This is a genomic window from Burkholderia pyrrocinia (genome assembly GCF_001028665.1).
In the GTDB taxonomy this organism is placed as follows: Bacteria; Pseudomonadota; Gammaproteobacteria; order Burkholderiales; family Burkholderiaceae; genus Burkholderia; species Burkholderia pyrrocinia.
Map to the genome: position 1 here is coordinate 1550505 of NZ_CP011504.1, position 15950 is coordinate 1566454.

11 protein-coding genes are annotated in these 15950 nt (G+C 68.1%); 4 read left to right on the forward strand and 7 right to left on the reverse strand.

Annotated features, from left to right (window positions below; all coding sequences use genetic code 11):
• Positions 1-43 precede the first annotated feature (43 nt).
• A complete protein-coding gene (locus ABD05_RS23195; RefSeq protein ID WP_047902395.1) occupies positions 44-1720 on the forward strand; it encodes a S10 family peptidase in 1677 nt (558 codons plus the stop codon).
• 120 nt (positions 1721-1840) lie between these two features.
• Here the strand turns inward: ABD05_RS23195 and nadE are convergent, their stop codons facing one another.
• From nadE to ABD05_RS23210, 3 genes are all read right to left on the reverse strand, one after another.
• Positions 1841-2701: an ammonia-dependent NAD(+) synthetase gene (nadE, locus tag ABD05_RS23200; protein WP_047902396.1), complete on the reverse strand. Its 861-nt coding sequence runs from the start codon at positions 2699-2701 to the stop codon at positions 1841-1843.
• Between the two features lie 247 nt (positions 2702-2948).
• Entirely contained in the window at positions 2949-3818 is an 870-nt protein-coding gene (locus ABD05_RS23205; RefSeq protein ID WP_047902397.1) for a DMT family transporter, read from the reverse strand.
• A 239-nt stretch (positions 3819-4057) separates the two neighbouring features.
• A complete protein-coding gene (locus ABD05_RS23210) occupies positions 4058-4243 on the reverse strand; it encodes a hypothetical protein (protein ID WP_006480515.1) in 186 nt (61 codons plus the stop codon).
• A 208-nt stretch (positions 4244-4451) separates the two neighbouring features.
• Between ABD05_RS23210 and ABD05_RS23215 the strand changes: the two genes are divergently transcribed.
• Positions 4452-5210: a DeoR/GlpR family DNA-binding transcription regulator gene (locus ABD05_RS23215; protein ID WP_047902398.1), complete on the forward strand. Its 759-nt coding sequence runs from the start codon at positions 4452-4454 to the stop codon at positions 5208-5210.
• Between the two features lie 105 nt (positions 5211-5315).
• The gene (locus ABD05_RS23220; RefSeq protein WP_047902399.1) at positions 5316-7103 is read left to right on the forward strand and encodes a phospholipase D-like domain-containing protein; all 1788 of its coding nucleotides are present in this window, start codon (positions 5316-5318) and stop codon (positions 7101-7103) included.
• Positions 7104-7168: 65 nt separating this feature from the next.
• Here ABD05_RS23220 and ABD05_RS23225 read toward each other — a convergent pair whose 3' ends face one another.
• The 3 genes from ABD05_RS23225 to ABD05_RS23235 all read right to left on the reverse strand — a co-directional run bounded on the left by ABD05_RS23225 (position 7169) and on the right by ABD05_RS23235 (position 10943).
• Positions 7169-7843, reverse strand: coding sequence for a TetR/AcrR family transcriptional regulator (locus ABD05_RS23225; RefSeq protein WP_034180911.1), 675 nt, complete (start codon positions 7841-7843; stop codon positions 7169-7171).
• Positions 7844-7958: 115 nt separating this feature from the next.
• Complete coding sequence (locus ABD05_RS23230; RefSeq protein WP_047902400.1) at positions 7959-9227, reverse strand: NAD(P)/FAD-dependent oxidoreductase; 1269 nt, start codon at positions 9225-9227, stop codon at positions 7959-7961.
• A gap of 135 nt (positions 9228-9362) precedes the next feature.
• Entirely contained in the window at positions 9363-10943 is a 1581-nt protein-coding gene (locus tag ABD05_RS23235) for an amino acid permease (RefSeq protein WP_047902401.1), read from the reverse strand.
• Between the two features lie 634 nt (positions 10944-11577).
• On the opposite strand from ABD05_RS23235, the gene amaB reads away from it, so the two are divergent.
• Positions 11578-13089, forward strand: coding sequence for an L-piperidine-6-carboxylate dehydrogenase (gene amaB / locus ABD05_RS23240; protein ID WP_047902402.1), 1512 nt, complete (start codon positions 11578-11580; stop codon positions 13087-13089).
• A 108-nt stretch (positions 13090-13197) separates the two neighbouring features.
• Here amaB and ABD05_RS23245 read toward each other — a convergent pair whose 3' ends face one another.
• A complete protein-coding gene (locus ABD05_RS23245; RefSeq protein WP_047902403.1) occupies positions 13198-15645 on the reverse strand; it encodes a DUF3772 domain-containing protein in 2448 nt (815 codons plus the stop codon).
• Positions 15646-15950 lie beyond the last annotated feature (305 nt).

Consider the following 15950-nt stretch of genomic DNA (forward strand, 5'->3'; position numbering starts at 1 on the left):
GGGTTTCCTGCCCGCGTCTTTTTTCACCTCCAGGAGCAGCACGATGGGCATCGATTCCGCATCTTCCGGCGGCGTTTATCCGCTGCATCACGGCGACCACAATTCGCAGAGCATGCCGCCGACCGTCAATCCGGTCGCGCTGAGCCACGGCCGCGACCAGCCGTTCTTCGATCCGGTTGCGTACGGCAACGGCCCCGACGATTCGGTGACCGACACGACCGAAGCGGCCGCGATCACGCATCACACGATCCTGATCGGCGGGAAGCGCATCGCGTACACGGCGACGGCCGGCCACCTCGTGACGGTCGACCCGAGCAGTTCGCAGCCTGCCGCGAAGATCTTCTACGTTGCATTCACGGCCGACGGCGCGACGGAGGAAACGCGGCCCGTGACGTTCTTCTATAACGGCGGGCCCGGTTCGTCGTCGGTGTTCGTGCTGCTCGGCTCGTTCGCGCCGAAGCGCATCAAGACGTCGATGCCGGGTTTCACGCCGCCCGCGCCGTACCAGATGGAAGACAACCCGGACAGCATGATCGACCACAGCGACCTGGTGTTCATCAACCCGGTCGGCACCGGCTATTCGGCGGCCGTCGCGCCGAACAAGAACCGCAACTTCTGGGGCGTCGACCAGGATGCGGATTCGCTGAAGCAGTTCATCAAGCGCTACCTGACGAAGAACAACCGCTGGAATTCGCCGAAATACCTGTTCGGCGAATCGTACGGCACCGCGCGCAGCTGCGTGCTCGCGTACAAGCTGCACGAGGACGGCATCGACCTGAACGGCGTCACGCTGCAGTCGTCGATCCTCGACTACCGGCAGGCCGGCAACCCGGTCGGCGCGCTGCCGACCGCCGCGGCCGACGCGTGGTATCACAAGAAACTCGGCGTCACGCCGGCGCCGACCGATCTCGGCGCGTTCGTCGAGGAAGTCGCGCAGTTCTCGCGCACCGACTACCTGAACGCGTTGCGCACGGTCCCGCATGCGGACCCGGCCGCCGTGCAGAAACTGTCGCAATACACGGGCATCGACACGGCGACGCTGCAATCGTGGAGCCTCGATATCGCGGGCTACGACGCGCGCGGCAATTCGCTGTTCCTGACGACGCTGCTGCATGCGCAGGGGCTCGCGCTCGGTTCGTACGACGGCCGCGTGACCGCGATCTCGACGGGCATCGCCGGCAAGATCGACCCGAACTCGGGCGGCAACGACCCGACGATGACGGCCGTGACGGGCGTCTATACGGCGATGTGGAACAGCTATTTGAACGAGCAGTTGAAATACACGTCGAATTCCGCGTTCACGGACCTGAACGACCAGGCGTTCCGGAACTGGGATTTCAGCCACATCGATCCGACCGGCGCGCAGCAGGGCATCGATGCTCAGGGGAACGTGATCCTCTACACGGCCGGCGATCTTGCTGCCGTGATGGCGTTGAACGTCGACCTGAAGGTGCTGTCGGCGAACGGTTTGTACGATTTCGTCACGCCGTTCTACCAGACCGTGATCGACCTGCAGCAGATGCCGCTCGAGGATCAGAAGGTGCGGCAGAACCTGTCCGCGCGTTTCTATCCGTCGGGGCACATGGTGTATCTGGACGGCGGCTCGCGCACCGCGCTCAAGCGCGACCTCGCGACGATGTACGACGCGACGGTCAGCGATACGGGCGCGCGGATGCGGATTCGCGCGCTGCAAACGAAGAAGACGGGCGGGCACGCGTAGCGTTGCCTGTCTCCCGGTTGCCGCGCGTAGCCGCGATGGCTCGCGCGGCGGTCGGGTTCCGACGCTGCCGGCCGGTTGTCCGGCCGCAGCGCCGGATTGCGACGCGGCCGTATTTTCGCGTCAGCGGCCGGCTTGCGCGGTCGGCCAGTCGAACGGCGTGTACGGCAGCGCGCGCTTGTGGCGCGAACCGTCGTAGAAGCGCAGCACCGTTTCGTACACATGGTCGCTGACCGGCTTGCCTTCGAGGAAATCGTCGATCTCGTCGTAGCTGACGCCGTATGCGTGCTCGTCGGGGCGCAGCGGGCGCAGTTCCTCGAGGTCGGCCGTCGGCACCTTCATCACGATCGATTCCTCGCCGCCGAGCGCGCGGGCAACCGCGCGTACGCGGCGCTTGCTCAGGCCCGCGAGCGGCAGGATGTCCGCGCCGCCGTCGCCGAACTTCGTGAAGAAACCCATCAGCGATTCGGCTGCGTGATCGGTGCCGATCACGATGCCGCGCCGCGCGCCGGCCACCGCGTATTGCGCGATCATGCGCTCGCGCGCCTTGATGTTGCCGTGCACGAAATCCTGTTGCGCGGGCGTGTCGAACGCATGGCCGGAGGCGACCAGCGACGCGAGCATCGCATCGGCAGCCGGCTTCACGTCGACGGTCAGTTCCTCGTCCGCGCGCACGAACGCGAGCGCGCGCTGTGCATCGGCTTCGTCGTTCTGCACGCCGTTCGGCAAACGCATCGCGATGAAGCGCGCATCGTAGCCGTCGGCGCGCAGGCGTTCGACCGACAGTTGCGCGAGCCGCCCGGCCGTCGATGAATCGACGCCGCCGCTGATGCCGAGCACGTAGGTCCGCAGGCCGGTCGAACGAAGGTATTGCGCGAGGAAATCGACGCGGCGGGCGATCTCGGCCTCGGCGTCGAAGTGCGGGGCGACGTTCAGTTCGGCAATGATCGCGCGTTGGCGGCTGGCGTAATCGGCGGATGTCATGAAGGTAGTTCCGGAACGAAATGCAAGGCGCCCATCATAAGCGCAATCGCGGCGGGGCGCCGCGCCGGGCGTGCGATCCGGCCGTCTCGCGTTGCTTCGGCGAGACGCGCTGCCTCGCGGTGGTGCACGGTGCGCCGGGCGGGTGCAGGATGCCGCGGGAAGGGCGTTCGTGACGCAGGTCTCGATGAGCTTGTCGGCATGCGTCGGCGCGGCCGCACGACCGCACGACCGCACATGTGCGCGTGCGTCAGCGCCGCGCGAGCACGACGCCCGCCAGCGCGAGCGCGAAGCCGAATAGCTGGATCGCCGCGAGCGTCTCGCCGAACAGCAGGTAGCCCTGCAACGCGGCAAGCGGCGGCGCGAGAAACAGCAGCGACGTCGCGCGCGCCGCGTTGCCGCGCCGCAGCATCCACATCAGCATCGTGACCGCGCCGCCGGACAGGAACACGACGCCCCACACGAGCGACACCCACAGCGCCGGCGCGCCGATCCAGCGCGTTTCATGCAGCAGCACGACGAAGATCGCCGCGACGATCGCCGCGCCGAAGTTCTGCACGGCGACCGCGGTGCGCAGGTCGCTCTGCGCGAGCTTGCCTTTCTGGTACAGCGAACCGGCGGTGATCGATCCGACCGCGAGCACCGACACGGCAACGACGAACCACGCAGGCGCCGCGCCCGGCGGCGGCGCGACGCCGCCCGCGACCTTCGGCGCCAGCACGAGCACGACGCCGGCGAGCCCGAGCGCCATCCCGAACCAGCCGCGCGTGGGCAGGCGCTCGTTGAACAGCGGGACGGCGAGCACGGCGGTGGCGAGCGGCTGCAGCGCGCCGAGCAGCGCCATGACGCCCGCGTTCAGCCCTTGCGCGACGGCCCAGTAGCTCGCGCCGAGATAGACGCCCTGCAGCAGCGCGCCCGCAATCAGGTGGCGCGGCCACTCGCGGCGGGCCGGCCACGGCGCGCGCGCGACGAGCGCCACCGCGCCGAACAGCGCGGCCGTGCCCGCGAAACGCGCGAGCAGGAACAGGTTGGGATCGGCGTAGGGCTTGATTGCCCGTGCAACGATGAAGCCGGTGGACCACAGCGCGACGAAAGCGGCGGCGACGATCGAGGTAAGCATGCAAGGCGGGCCGCGATGCGGCCGGACGGAATCGTAAAGTCGGCCAGTATCGGGGGAAGCGGCGCCGGCGTCTTGTCGAATCCTGCACTCGGGCCGCGCATCGTGTGAATGCGCCGGCGCTCGTTGCGTGCCGGGCGTCCGGCTTCCGGTGCGGGCCGGCTATCGACCGGTGCAGGCGGGGCGCGGACGGGAAGGGCGCCGCACCGCACGCGGTGCGGGCAAGCGCGAAGCTGCGGAGATCAGTCGATCGAGAACGTGTCGAGCGGCTGGTTGGCGCGCGCGTCGGTCGCGAAGCGTGCGGCGAGCTGCTCGTAGAGCCGGCGGGCCTCGTCGAGCGTCAGGTCGATCCAGTACGGATCGCCGGCCGCATCGTTGAGTCGTTCGGGCGGAAACTGGATTTCGATCACGCTGCCTTTGCGATACATTGTGCGGGCCCCTTTGCCTGGTCTGTCGTTTGAGGAAGCGCAAAGTGTAGCAACCGGCACCGCGCCGATTCGCGCGCACCAGGCAATACAGAATTTCGCTTTCGGGGAATGCGGCCGGCCGCGTTACGCGCCACGGTCAAATGGCGGTCAAACGGCCGTAATACAATGGCCGGCTTACCCATTACCAGTCGCCTCGGGCGCACACGCGATGCTGGCGGAACAACGTCATCAATACATCCTGTCGGAGCTCGGACGGTCGGGCGCGTTGTCGGTCGCGGAGCTCGTGCGCTCGCTCGACGTGTCGCGCGAGACCGTGCGGCGCGACCTGAACGCGCTCGCCGCGCGCGGCCTGCTCGTGATGACGCATGGCGGCGCGCTGGCCGCCGACCGCCGCGAACCGAGCCTGTCCGAGCGCGAAGCCGCGAACGCCGAAGCGAAGCGCACGATCGGGCGGCGCGCGGCCGAATTCGTGCCCGACGACGCATCGGTGCTGATCGATTCGGGCAGCACGCCGCATGCGGTCGCGCTCGCGCTCGCCGACCGGCACCGGCTGTCGATCTACACGAACGACTGGCGCACCGCGTTCGTGCTCGCGCGGCGCAACGGCAACCGCGTGACGCTGCTCGGCGGCGAGCTGTCCGACGACGAAGACGCAACCTTCGGGCTCGACACGATCCACCAGCTCGCGCAATACCACGTCGATTTCGCGTTCGTCGGTGCCGGCGGCATCACGCCCGACGGCGAGTGCACCGACTACTCGCGGATCGCGGCCGAGGTGCGCAGCCGGATGATCGCGGCGGCCGGCACGGCAGTCATCGTCGCCGACCATTCGAAATTCGGCCGCGTGACGCCGGTGCGGATCAACGGCGCGTCCGCCGCGCGCTATCTCGTGACCGAACGCGCACCCGACAAGGCCGTGCGCCGCGCGCTGACCGCGCGCGGGATCGAACTGCTGGTGTGCGACTGACGCGCGTCCGACATACAAGGTTCATCGAACCGTCATTCCGCGGGAAGAACCTCCGCCGACACTGACCCATTCATTTCGACCGGCCTCGCGGCCAGGGAGCAACGAATGACCGTCAGCGTGCGCAGCTATCTTTCCCCGACTCTCGTCCTGCTGGCCTTCGACTGGGCCGATGCGCAGTCGCGCAACGATTTCCTCGGCTTTGCGATCCGGCGCACGCCGGGATTCTGGTCGGCCGACGGCAGGACGCGTGCGCCGAACAGCTGGCTGCCGAACCGCCTGACGTTCGACGGCCCGGCCGCCGACACGCAGGGCGATGCGCCGACCGACCAGGCGCCGATCCAGAAATTCATGTGGTGGGATGCGCGCATCGATCCGCAGGACCGCGGCGCGTCGTTCCGCTACGACGTGTATCCGGTCGTCGGCACGCCGGCGAACCTGCAGGTGCTCGACGCGCAAGCCGGCGTGTGCGACGTCGTGCTCCCCGCGCATATCGAGGACGGTATCGGCACGTGGTTCAACCGCGCAGTGGTGAGCTCGCAGGCCTTTGCGAAGCAGGTCGCGGCGCTGGGCCTCGCGCCGAATGCGGCGCCGAGCGACGCGCAGGCACTGAAGCTGCGCACCTGGCTCGCGAACGACATGGAGCAGGTGTTCGCGGAGTTGCTCGACCCTGCGTCGCGCGCGGCATCGGCCGTTTATCACCTGACCGACACGCTGTGGGCGCTGCCTGCGTTCGAAGCGTTCGGGCGCAAGCACGGCGACGCGTCGCTCGCGATCGTCTACGACGCGCACACGACGGCCCGCAAGGGCAAGCCGCCGCTGCCGTCGCCGAACCAGCCGGCCGTCGATGCGCTGCAAGGGCTCGCGACGCTCGCGCCGCGCGACAAGACGCACATCATGCACGACAAGTTCATCGTGACCGACGCGCCGTCGAACCCGGCGCCCGTGCGCGTGCTGACCGGTTCCGCAAACTTCACGACCGAGGGGCTGACGGAGCAGGCGAACGTGCTGCACGCATTCGACTCGTCCGCGCTCGCCGCGCTGTACAACGACCGTGCGCATGCGCTGGCCGGCAATCCGTCGATCGCGGACACGGCGCGCCTGTCGCCGGGCTGGTCGATGCCGATGACGATCGGTAGCGCGCAGGTGCGGCTGGCGTTCTCGCCCGAACCGGCGGGGCAGCGCACCGAGATCGACACGATCGTCGCCGCGATCGCGGCCGCGAAGCACTCGGTGTCGTTCTGCCTGTTCATGCCGACCGACGCGGCCTTGCGCGACGCGTGCTTCGCGGCCGGCGACCGCGGGCTGATGATGTTCGGGCTGGTGAACAAGATCAACATCGGCAGCGCGACGAAGGCCGATGCCGCGCAGCAGGCCGGCCAGCCGCTCGATGCGGCGACGCTCGCGAACCTCGAGCTGTATCACCGCAGCCGCGACAACCACGACGTGATCGACGCCGAGTACTTCTCGCCGGCGACGGTGCCGCAGGGCTTCGAGCCGGAATGGCGGCAGTTTCCGGGCGAACCGGCGCCGGCCTATCCGCCCGTCGTGATCCATCACAAGTTCATCGTGATCGATGCGGAAGGCGCAAATCCGGTCGTCTATACGGGCTCGGCGAACATGAGCCGCAATTCGGAGCAGTACAACGACGAGAACCTGCTCGAGATTCGCGACAAGCGGATCGCGGCGATCTATCTGGCGGAATTCCTGCGGCTCTACGAGCACTATCGCGCACGGGCGCTGGCGATCGGCGCAAAGCAGCACGGCGCCGGCACGGGCACGCATGCGCGGCTCGCGCTCGCGCCCGATTCGAGCTGGGCGAAGAAGTATTACGTGGCGGGAAGCCCGGAAGAGAAGGCGCGGATCGCGCTGGCGTCGACCGCGCCGACGGACTGATACGGGAAGGGCGCGGTTGCTTCGTGCGCCGGGGGGCGCTGCCCGGGAGCCCGGGCAGCCGCCGCTTACGCGGCGACGTAGCGCAGCACGGCGTCGGCGATCGTGTCGCGATGCCGCGCGCGCAGGCGCGGCGCCGACGGGTCGCGGCCGAACGCGGCGCCGAAGGTGTAGCGGTTCGACACGCGGTGGAAGCAGAACGAACTGATCAGCAGGTGCAGGTCGAACGCGTCGATGTCCTTGCGGAACGCGCCGCTTGCCGCGCCGCGCTCGACCAGCTCCTCGAGCGTCTTGATGATGCTGACGTTGCGGTTCTTGAACGACTTGAGCTGTTCGAGATACTTCGCGCCGTGGATGTTCTCGATCGACACGAGGCGGACGAAGTCGCGATGCTTGTCGTGATAGTCGAACGTGAATTCGACGAGGCGGCGCATGCCTTCGCGCGGCTCCATGTCGCCGACGTGCAGCTCCTGCTCGAGCGCGCGGATGTCGCCGTACACCTTCTCCAGCACGGCCTCGTACAGGCCTTCCTTGCTTTCGAAGTAGTAATAGAGCATCCGCTTCGTCGTGTTCGTGCGCTCGGCGATCGCGTCGACGCGCGCACCGGCGAGGCCCATCGCGGAAAATTCCTGCGTGGCGACATCGAGGATGTTGCGCTTGGTTTGCTCGGGATCGTATTTGCGCCGCGCGTCGGACGCAAGCGCGCGGCTTTCGGACGTGGCGGCCTTGCTTCCTGCTTTCATGTGATCTTGTTCTGGCTTTGCGGCGGCTTGGACGAGGCATTCTAGCATGTGGGAAATCCGCGTCCTGCCGACCTTCCGCTCTAATCGGCCGGGCCGTTTCGGCCGTCGCGGCTGCTCAGCGGCGGCAGGACGCGAGCGCGTCGCGGGCCTGGTACGCCGTGTACGTGAGCTGCGCGGCGGCGAGGCCGGCCAGCCCGAACGTGCGCGTGAGCCCGAACGCGGCGAAGCCGTCCGGCACCGGCCGGCCTTCGGCCAGCGCGGCCGCGAGCGCTTCGCCGGCCACCGTGGTCGGCGCCATCCCGTGGCCGCCGAACGCGATCGCGTGCCATACGCCGTCCGCGTCGCGGCCGATCTGCGGCATCTTGTGCCGCGCGTAGCTCATCAGCCCGCCCCACGCGTAGTCGACCTTCACGCCTTCGAGTTGCGGATACACGCGCAGCAGGTCGCGCCGCAGCAGGCGCGCGATCGCGTCGGGGCCGCGGTCGAGCACCGAGATCCGGCCGCCCCACAGGATGCGCGTGTCCTTCAGCGGGCGGTAGTAGTCGAATGCGAAACGCGTGTCGTAGATTGCGTACGGCGCGTCGATCGCGTCCGGCAGGCGCGCGCCGAGCGGTTCGGTCGCGATCACGTAGGTCGCGATCGGCAGCACCGCGCGCTCGATGCGCGGCGACACGCCGCGCGCGTAGCCGCCACCCGCGAACACGACGTCTTTCGCGCGCACCGCGCCCTGCGCCGTGCGCACGACGTATCCGGCGCCTTCGCGCGCGATGCCGAGCGCGGCCGAGCGTTCATAGACGCGCGCACCGCCGCGCGATGCGGCCGCCGCGACGCCGAGCACGTACTTGAGCGGATGGAAGTGGAATGCGTTCGGCTCGAACAGGCCGCCGTAGTAGCGCTGCGTCTTCAGCCGCGCGCGCAGCGCGTCCGTCGACACGGGTTCCCAGTCGACGCCGAGTTCGCGCTTCATCAGCGTGCGCACGCTGTCGAGCCGCGACGGATCGTCGAACCAGTTCGCGAGCATCACGCCCTCGTCGACGATGTCGCAGTCGATGCCGTAGCGTGCGATCCGCGCGCGGATCAGGTCGACCGCATCGACGGTGAGCCGGTACAGCCGGCGCCCTTCGTCGCGGCCGAGCGTGCGCAGCAGGTCGGCGTTGTCGAGGCTGTAGCCGCCGAATACGAAGCCGCCGTTGCGGCCCGATGCGCCGAAGCCGACCCGTTCGCTGTCGAGCACGACGACGTCGTGCACGCCGCGCTCGACGAGGCCGAGCGCCGTGCACAGGCCGGCGAGGCCGCCGCCGACGATGCAGACCTGCGTGTCGATCGTGCCGGTCAGTTGCGGGTAGGGCTGGCGGGTAACGGTGGCTTCGTAGAAGTTCTGCATGCGATTCGATGACTCTTGACGGCGTAAAAACGGACGGTGCGCGTCGATCTTGCCTGAACGCGCGCGCCGCGTCGAATGGGGGTTGTCAGGGCGCCGGCTGCCGCGCGCTCGCGGCGGCCGGCGAGATGCGGGCCGTCAGGCGCCCGGCGTCGGGTTGGCCGGGCGGGCGACGAAGCCCGCGTAGCCGGTTTCGGCCTGCGGTGCCGTTTCGGGTGTCGCGTTGCATTCGATCCACGGCGCGATCTCCATGTCCTCGTAGCGCACCAGGCGGCATTTGCGCACGAGCGCGTAGCCGAGCCAGATCGCGAGGAAGAACGGCAGGCCGATGTAGGTCGCGGCGATGCCGACCCAGTCGATCTTGTCGGCGAGGAACGCCTGGTAGTCCTGGCCGAGCGCGACGACTGCGCACAGCGCGAACGCGAACAGCGGGCCGAACGGGAACCACTTCGACCGGTACGGCAACTGGTCGAGCCGGTAGCCCTGCTTCAGGAAGCCCTTGCGGAACCGGTAGTGGCTGACCGCGATGCCGAGCCACGTGATGAAGCCGGCCATGCCCGACGTGTTCAGCAGCCACAGGTACACCGTCTTGTCGCCGTACAGCGACGTGAGGAAGCACAGCGCGCCGACGGCCGTCGTCGCATACAGCGCATTGCGCGGCACGCCGCCCGGCGACAGCCTCGCGAACAGCCGCGGCGCACGGCCTTCGACCGCGAGGTTGTAGAGCATCCGCGTCGACGCATACATGCCCGAGTTGCCGGCCGACAGCACGGCCGTCAGGATCACCGCGTTCATCACGCCGGCCGCGAACGCGAGGCCCGCGTGGCGGAACACGAGCGTGAACGGGCTCACGCCGATGTCGGTCACGTCGCTCTTGAGCAGGCTCGGGTCGGTATACGGAATCAGCACGCCGATCACGAAGATCGCGAACACGTAGAACAGCAGGATGCGCCAGAAGATCTGCTTCACCGCGCGCGGGATCGTCGTGCGCGGGTTTTCCGATTCGCCGGCCGCGACGCCGATCATTTCGGTGCCCTGGAACGAGAAGCCCGCGATCATCGCGACGCCGAGCATCGTGGCCCAGCCGCCGGCGAACGGCGCGTCGCCGATCGTGAAGTTGCCCCAGCCCGCGCTCGGGCCGCCCTGCATGATCCCGAAGATCATCAGCAGGCCGACGCCGACGAACGCGAGCACCGTCAGCACCTTGATCAGCGCGAACCAGTATTCGGCCTCGCCGAAGCCGCGAACCGACAGCGCGTTGAGCGCGAAGATCAGCGTGAGGAACAGCGCGCTCCACCAGACGCCCGGCACATGCGGAAACCAGTAGTGCATCACGAGCTGCGCGGCGACGAGCTCCACCGCCAGCGTCACGGCCCAGCTGTACCAGTAGTTCCAGCCGAGCGCGAAGCCGAAGCCTTCGTCGACGAACTTCGCGCCGTAGGTTGCGAACGAGCCCGACACGGGCATGAACGCGGCCATCTCGCCGAGGCTCGTCATCAGGAAATAGACCATCAGGCCGATCACCATGTACGCGAGCATCGCGCCGCCGGGGCCGGCCTGCGAGATCGACGCGCCGGACGCGACGAACAGGCCCGTGCCGATCGAGCCGCCGATCGCGATCATCCGCAGATGGCGGGCCTGCAGCGCGCGGTGGAGGGACGGCTTCGCGGGCGGCGAGCCGGACGGATGGGGCGAATCGGGGCGGGCATCTGAATGCATGGCGGGTGCTGGGCGCTGTCTCCGGGATTGTCTTTCGGTGACGAAGCGCGACGCGTTGCCGGCCGCCGGCCGGGCAGCGGTGATGCTTCGCGGAAACGGGCCGGGTGAACCGGGCCGCGATGCGTGTCGCCTTCGTCTGTCGTCCGGCTGCCGTAGTGGCGGCCGGCGGCGCGCCGGGTGCGTTGCACCTCGACGTCGCATCGATTGTGTGTGCCCGATGCATGGGCCGGCAAACGATATTTCCGAACAGGGTGATGCGGCTTTGTCATCAACTTGCGTCATGTCGAGACGCGTCCGGCGGCCCGGCTACGGGCTTTGGAAACGTCCCGTATCGGCACAAAAACGCATCGGTCTGGCCGCCGAGGTGTTGCGTTTTGGGAATGAAGTCGTGAGTTAATATCAATAGCGGCCCGACTTGTGGCCGCCGACAATGTGTTTCATGGATCGTGCCTCGCGAGGCGAGGGCGTGCCGTCCGGCCGGGCTTCCGGCGGCGGCGCAGCGCGATGCGCCGTGCGGCGCACCGGGCCCGCCGAGTTGCGCATCCGCTTGCACAGGGCGCGCGAACGCGCTCCAATCGAATCACGCGGGCGGCGCTGCCGCCGCACCGATCAATCTGTCCCTGAAGAGGAAGTGATGCAATTCAACGACATTCTTGCCGCGCTCGATATCGATCTCGCCCAGTGGAAAGGCAATGCGCTGACCGCGCGTTCGCCGCTCGACGGCGCGACGCTCGCGACGCTGGCTGTCGACACGCCCGCCGACGCCGAGCGCAAGATCGACGCCGCGCACGAAGCATTCCTCAAGTGGCGCACGGTGCCGGCGCCGGTGCGCGGCGAGCTCGTGCGCGTGTTCGGCAACGTGCTGCGCGAACACAAGGCCGCGCTTGGCCACCTCGTCACGCTCGAGGCCGGCAAGATCACGTCGGAAGGCCTCGGCGAAGTGCAGGAAATGATCGACATCTGCGATTTCGCGGTCGGCCTGTCGCGCCAGCTTTACGGCCTCACGATCGCGTCGGAGCGCCCGGGCCACCGGATGATGGAGACGTGGCACCCGATCGGCGTGTGCGGCGTGATTTCGGCGTTCAACTTCCCGGTCGCGGTGTGGGCGTGGAATGCGGCGCTCGCATTCGTGTGCGGCGACCCGGTCGTGTGGAAGCCGTCGGAGAAGACGCCGCTTACCGCGATCGCCTGCCATGTGCTGCTCGAGAAGGCGCTGCGCGAGTTCGACAAGACGCATCCGGGCGTCGCGCCGGAAGGGCTGAGCCAGCTCGTGCTCGGCATGCGCGATGTCGGCGAGGTGCTGACCGCGTCGAAGAAGGTGCCGGTCGTCAGCGCGACGGGCAGCGTGCGGATGGGCACGGAAGTCGCGAAGGTGCTGAGCCAGCGTCTCGCGCGCGGCATCCTCGAGCTCGGCGGCAACAACGGGATGATCGTCGCGCCGAGCGCCGATCTCGATCTCGTCGTGCGCGCGGTCACGTTCGCGGCGGTCGGCACGGCCGGCCAGCGCTGCACGACGCTGCGCCGCCTGATCGTACATCGCAGCATCGTCGAGCAACTGCTGCCGCGCATCGAGAAGGCCTACACGTCGGTGAAGGTCGGCAGCCCGCTCGAAGAAGGCACGCTGGTCGGCCCGCTGGTCGATCGCGCGTCGTTCGACGCGATGCAGAAGGCGCTGGCCGATGCGCGCGAGCAGGGCGGCGAAGTGAAGGGCGGCGAGCGCATCGATATCGGTCACGCGGATGCGTACTACGTGCGTCCGGCAATCGTGCGGATGCCGAAGCAATCGGCGGTGGTCGAGCGCGAGACGTTCGCGCCGATCCTGTACGTGATGGTCTACGACAACTTCGAAGACGCGATCGACCTGCACAACGCGGTGCCGCAAGGGCTGTCGTCGGCGATCTTCACGAACGACATGCGCGAGGCCGAGCAGTTCATGTCGTCGGCGGGCAGCGATTGCGGGATCGTCAACGTGAACATCGGCACGAGCGGCGCGGAGATCGGCGGCGCGTTCGGCGGCGAGAAGGAAACGGGCGGCGGGCGCGAGTCGGGTTCGGATGCGTGGAAGGCTTATATGCGTCGCGCGACGAATACGATCAACTACAGCCGGCAGCTGCCGCTGGCGCAGGGTGTGAAGTTCGACGTGTAATGCGGGGCGCCTGAAAGGGCGCGGCGCATGAATCGAAAGGGCCGGTTGCCGCGATGCGGTAACCGGCCCTTTGTTCGTCTGCGCAACGGCGAGATCGCGTGCGCCGTGTTACGCGTCGCCCACCGCGGGCATGTTCTGCACGACCAGCATCTGCGGGCTCGACAGCGTGATCCCCGCCGCGCGCAACTGCTTGAGGATCTCGAACAGCAGGTCGCTCTTCGTCGAACTCGCGATCCGCGGGCTCGACACGTAGCCCGTCACGCTCAGCGTGATCCCTTCCGGCGTGAGCTGGCTGAACGTCACCGACGGCGCCGGTTTCTCGAGAATCGCCTCATGCGCGCGGTACGCATCGAGCAGCAGGTCGCGCACCTGCTCGGGATCGGTGTTCAGCGGGAAGGTCAGCACCAGCGTCGCGACGCCCTGCGTGCTGTTGCCCATCGTCACGTTGCGCAGGTTCTGCGAGATCAGCTGCGAGTTCGGCACGATCACGGTCGAGCGGTCGCTGAGCTGGATCTCGGTCGCGCGCACGTTGATGCGGCGGATGTCGCCTTCGACGCCCGCGATGCTGATCATGTCGCCCACCTTCACCGGACGCTCGGTCAGCAGGATCAGCCCCGACACGAAGTTCTTCACGATCTCCTGCAGGCCGAAGCCGATACCCACCGACAACGCACTGACGATCCACGCGAGGTTGTTCCACCTGACGCCGAGCAGGCCCAGCGTCATCAGCACGAGCAGCACGTAGCCGACGTTGGTGAACAGCGTGATCAGCGACACGCGCATCCCCGTATCCATGCCGAGCGCGGGCATGAACTCGCCGTCGAGCCAGCGGCGCAGCGAGCGCAGCAGGTAGAAGCCGATCGCGAACCCGATTACCGCGTTCAGGATCCGGTCGGGCATGATGTTCAGGCTCTGCAGCCGCTGGCTGCCGATCATCCCGACCGCGCTGTCGAGCAGGTCGCCCGGCGTCGTGCCGAAGCCGCCCGTCAGCAGCGCGATGGCCGCGATCAGCATCAGCAGGCTCGTGCCGAAACCGGACAGGACCGTGCGGGCCTGGTCGAGGTGCCGGTCTTCGAGCGCGAACAGGTGCTTGATCTGCTGACCAGTCGACAGGCTCACGGAGAACAGGCTTTCGCTCGCATCGCGCGTCAACTGGATCAGGATATAGGTGGCGCACAGCACGATCTCGAACCACACGAGTTCGTAGGTGATGAAGCGCGCGACCGTGATGTAGCCGATCAGGAGTGCGATCAGCGACACGACGATCGCCAGCGTGACGCCGGCGTGGATCAGCCCGGCGAGCGTCGAGCGCTGCTCGGGCGCCTCGCCGGCCGCCGCGAGCGCGCTGCGCGCGCGGTTCGAGCGCAGCAGCGACGCGCCGACCGTCAATGCGACGACGACCGATACGATGCCGCGGCCGAACAGCGTGACGGACAGGCTGGTGTCGACGATCCGGTTGATCGATTCGAGCGTGCCGGACATCAGCAGCAGCGCGGCCAGGATGCCGGGGAACGGCCTCATCGCGCGCGCGACGGGATCGGCGAGCGCCGGCAGGCGCCACGACGGATGCCTCGTGCAGAGCAGCGCGCGGCCGAGCCCGGCGATCAGTGCGCAGGTCGCGGCGAGCTTCGCGAACTGGTCCCACAGATCGGTCAGCGACGGCGTGAGCTCGTAGTGGCGCGCGACTGCGAGATAGAGGATCTGAACGGCAAACGCGGTTGCCAGGAATGTCGACAGCGCGGTCGACAGCGCCAGCGCGCTGCGGCGCAAGCGGGTGGGCGGCAGGCGGTTCAGGCAGATCCACGCGAGCCCGCGCTCGATGAGCCGGCGGCCGCCGAGCCACATCGCGAACGACGCGATCAGCAGCAGCGCGGTGATTGCCCGTTGTCCGGGCACCCACGACGAACGCAACATGTCGCGCAATTCGTCGTTGAAATCCTCGAGCCGCTGGATGTCGTCCGGCGAACGCTGGAACAGCGGCAGCCAGAATTGCGCGCTGAAGATGCCGCCCGAACGGAACGCGAGCTGGTTCTTCAGCTGGCTGCGATGCAGCTTCGCGAACTGTTCGGTCAGGTTCGCGAGATTGGTCTTCTGGTCGGCGGCCTGTTTCAGCGCGGCGTCGAGTTGCGTCTTGCGCGCGTCCAGCGTCGCGCGCTGCTTCACGACGGCCGGCGTTTCCGGCGCGGCGCCTTCGGCCGGCGCCGGGCCGAGCACGTCGAGTTGCGCCTGGACCTGCGCGCGCTGCGGAACGAGCTCGCTCTGCAGCTTCGCGACGTCGGTGCTCAGTTCCTGCGTCGCATCGCCGAGCGCGTCCAGCTCCTTGCTGTTGGACGCGGTCGAGGTCTGCTGCTTGATGCGGTCCTGGTCGCCCTGCATCCGCTTGAGCTGCGCGACGGCGTCGTTCAGCGAGATGGCCGGCACGGACGCGTCGGTGCCGCTCGCGCCCGGGGCGGAAGCGGGCGCCGGAAACGCCGACGCGGTCGCGATCGCCGCGAACTGCAGCAGCGCGACCAGCGCGACCCGGCGGGCGTACGTGGATAGTCGTTGTATGAACATGGAATGCTTACGATTTGCCGACAATACCGGCCGCCGAAAGGCGTCCGGAAGCCGGTAGTTGGCCCGGTAAGCATGTTACCGGGGCGGGGAACGCGTGGTTGTACCGATTGCGTACCCCGTTTGCGGCGATTTCCGCGGCGCGCGCCCGCGCGAAACGGCGTGTCAGGCCCGTACCGTCGGGCCGGGACCGCCGAGGCGCGGCGCGGGAGGCGCCGGATCGCCGTTCCGACGCGTTTGCCGTACCCGACAGACGGTTACGCAATTTACACAATGTCCGGCGCGAAATCGGGGCGTCCGGTTCGGTT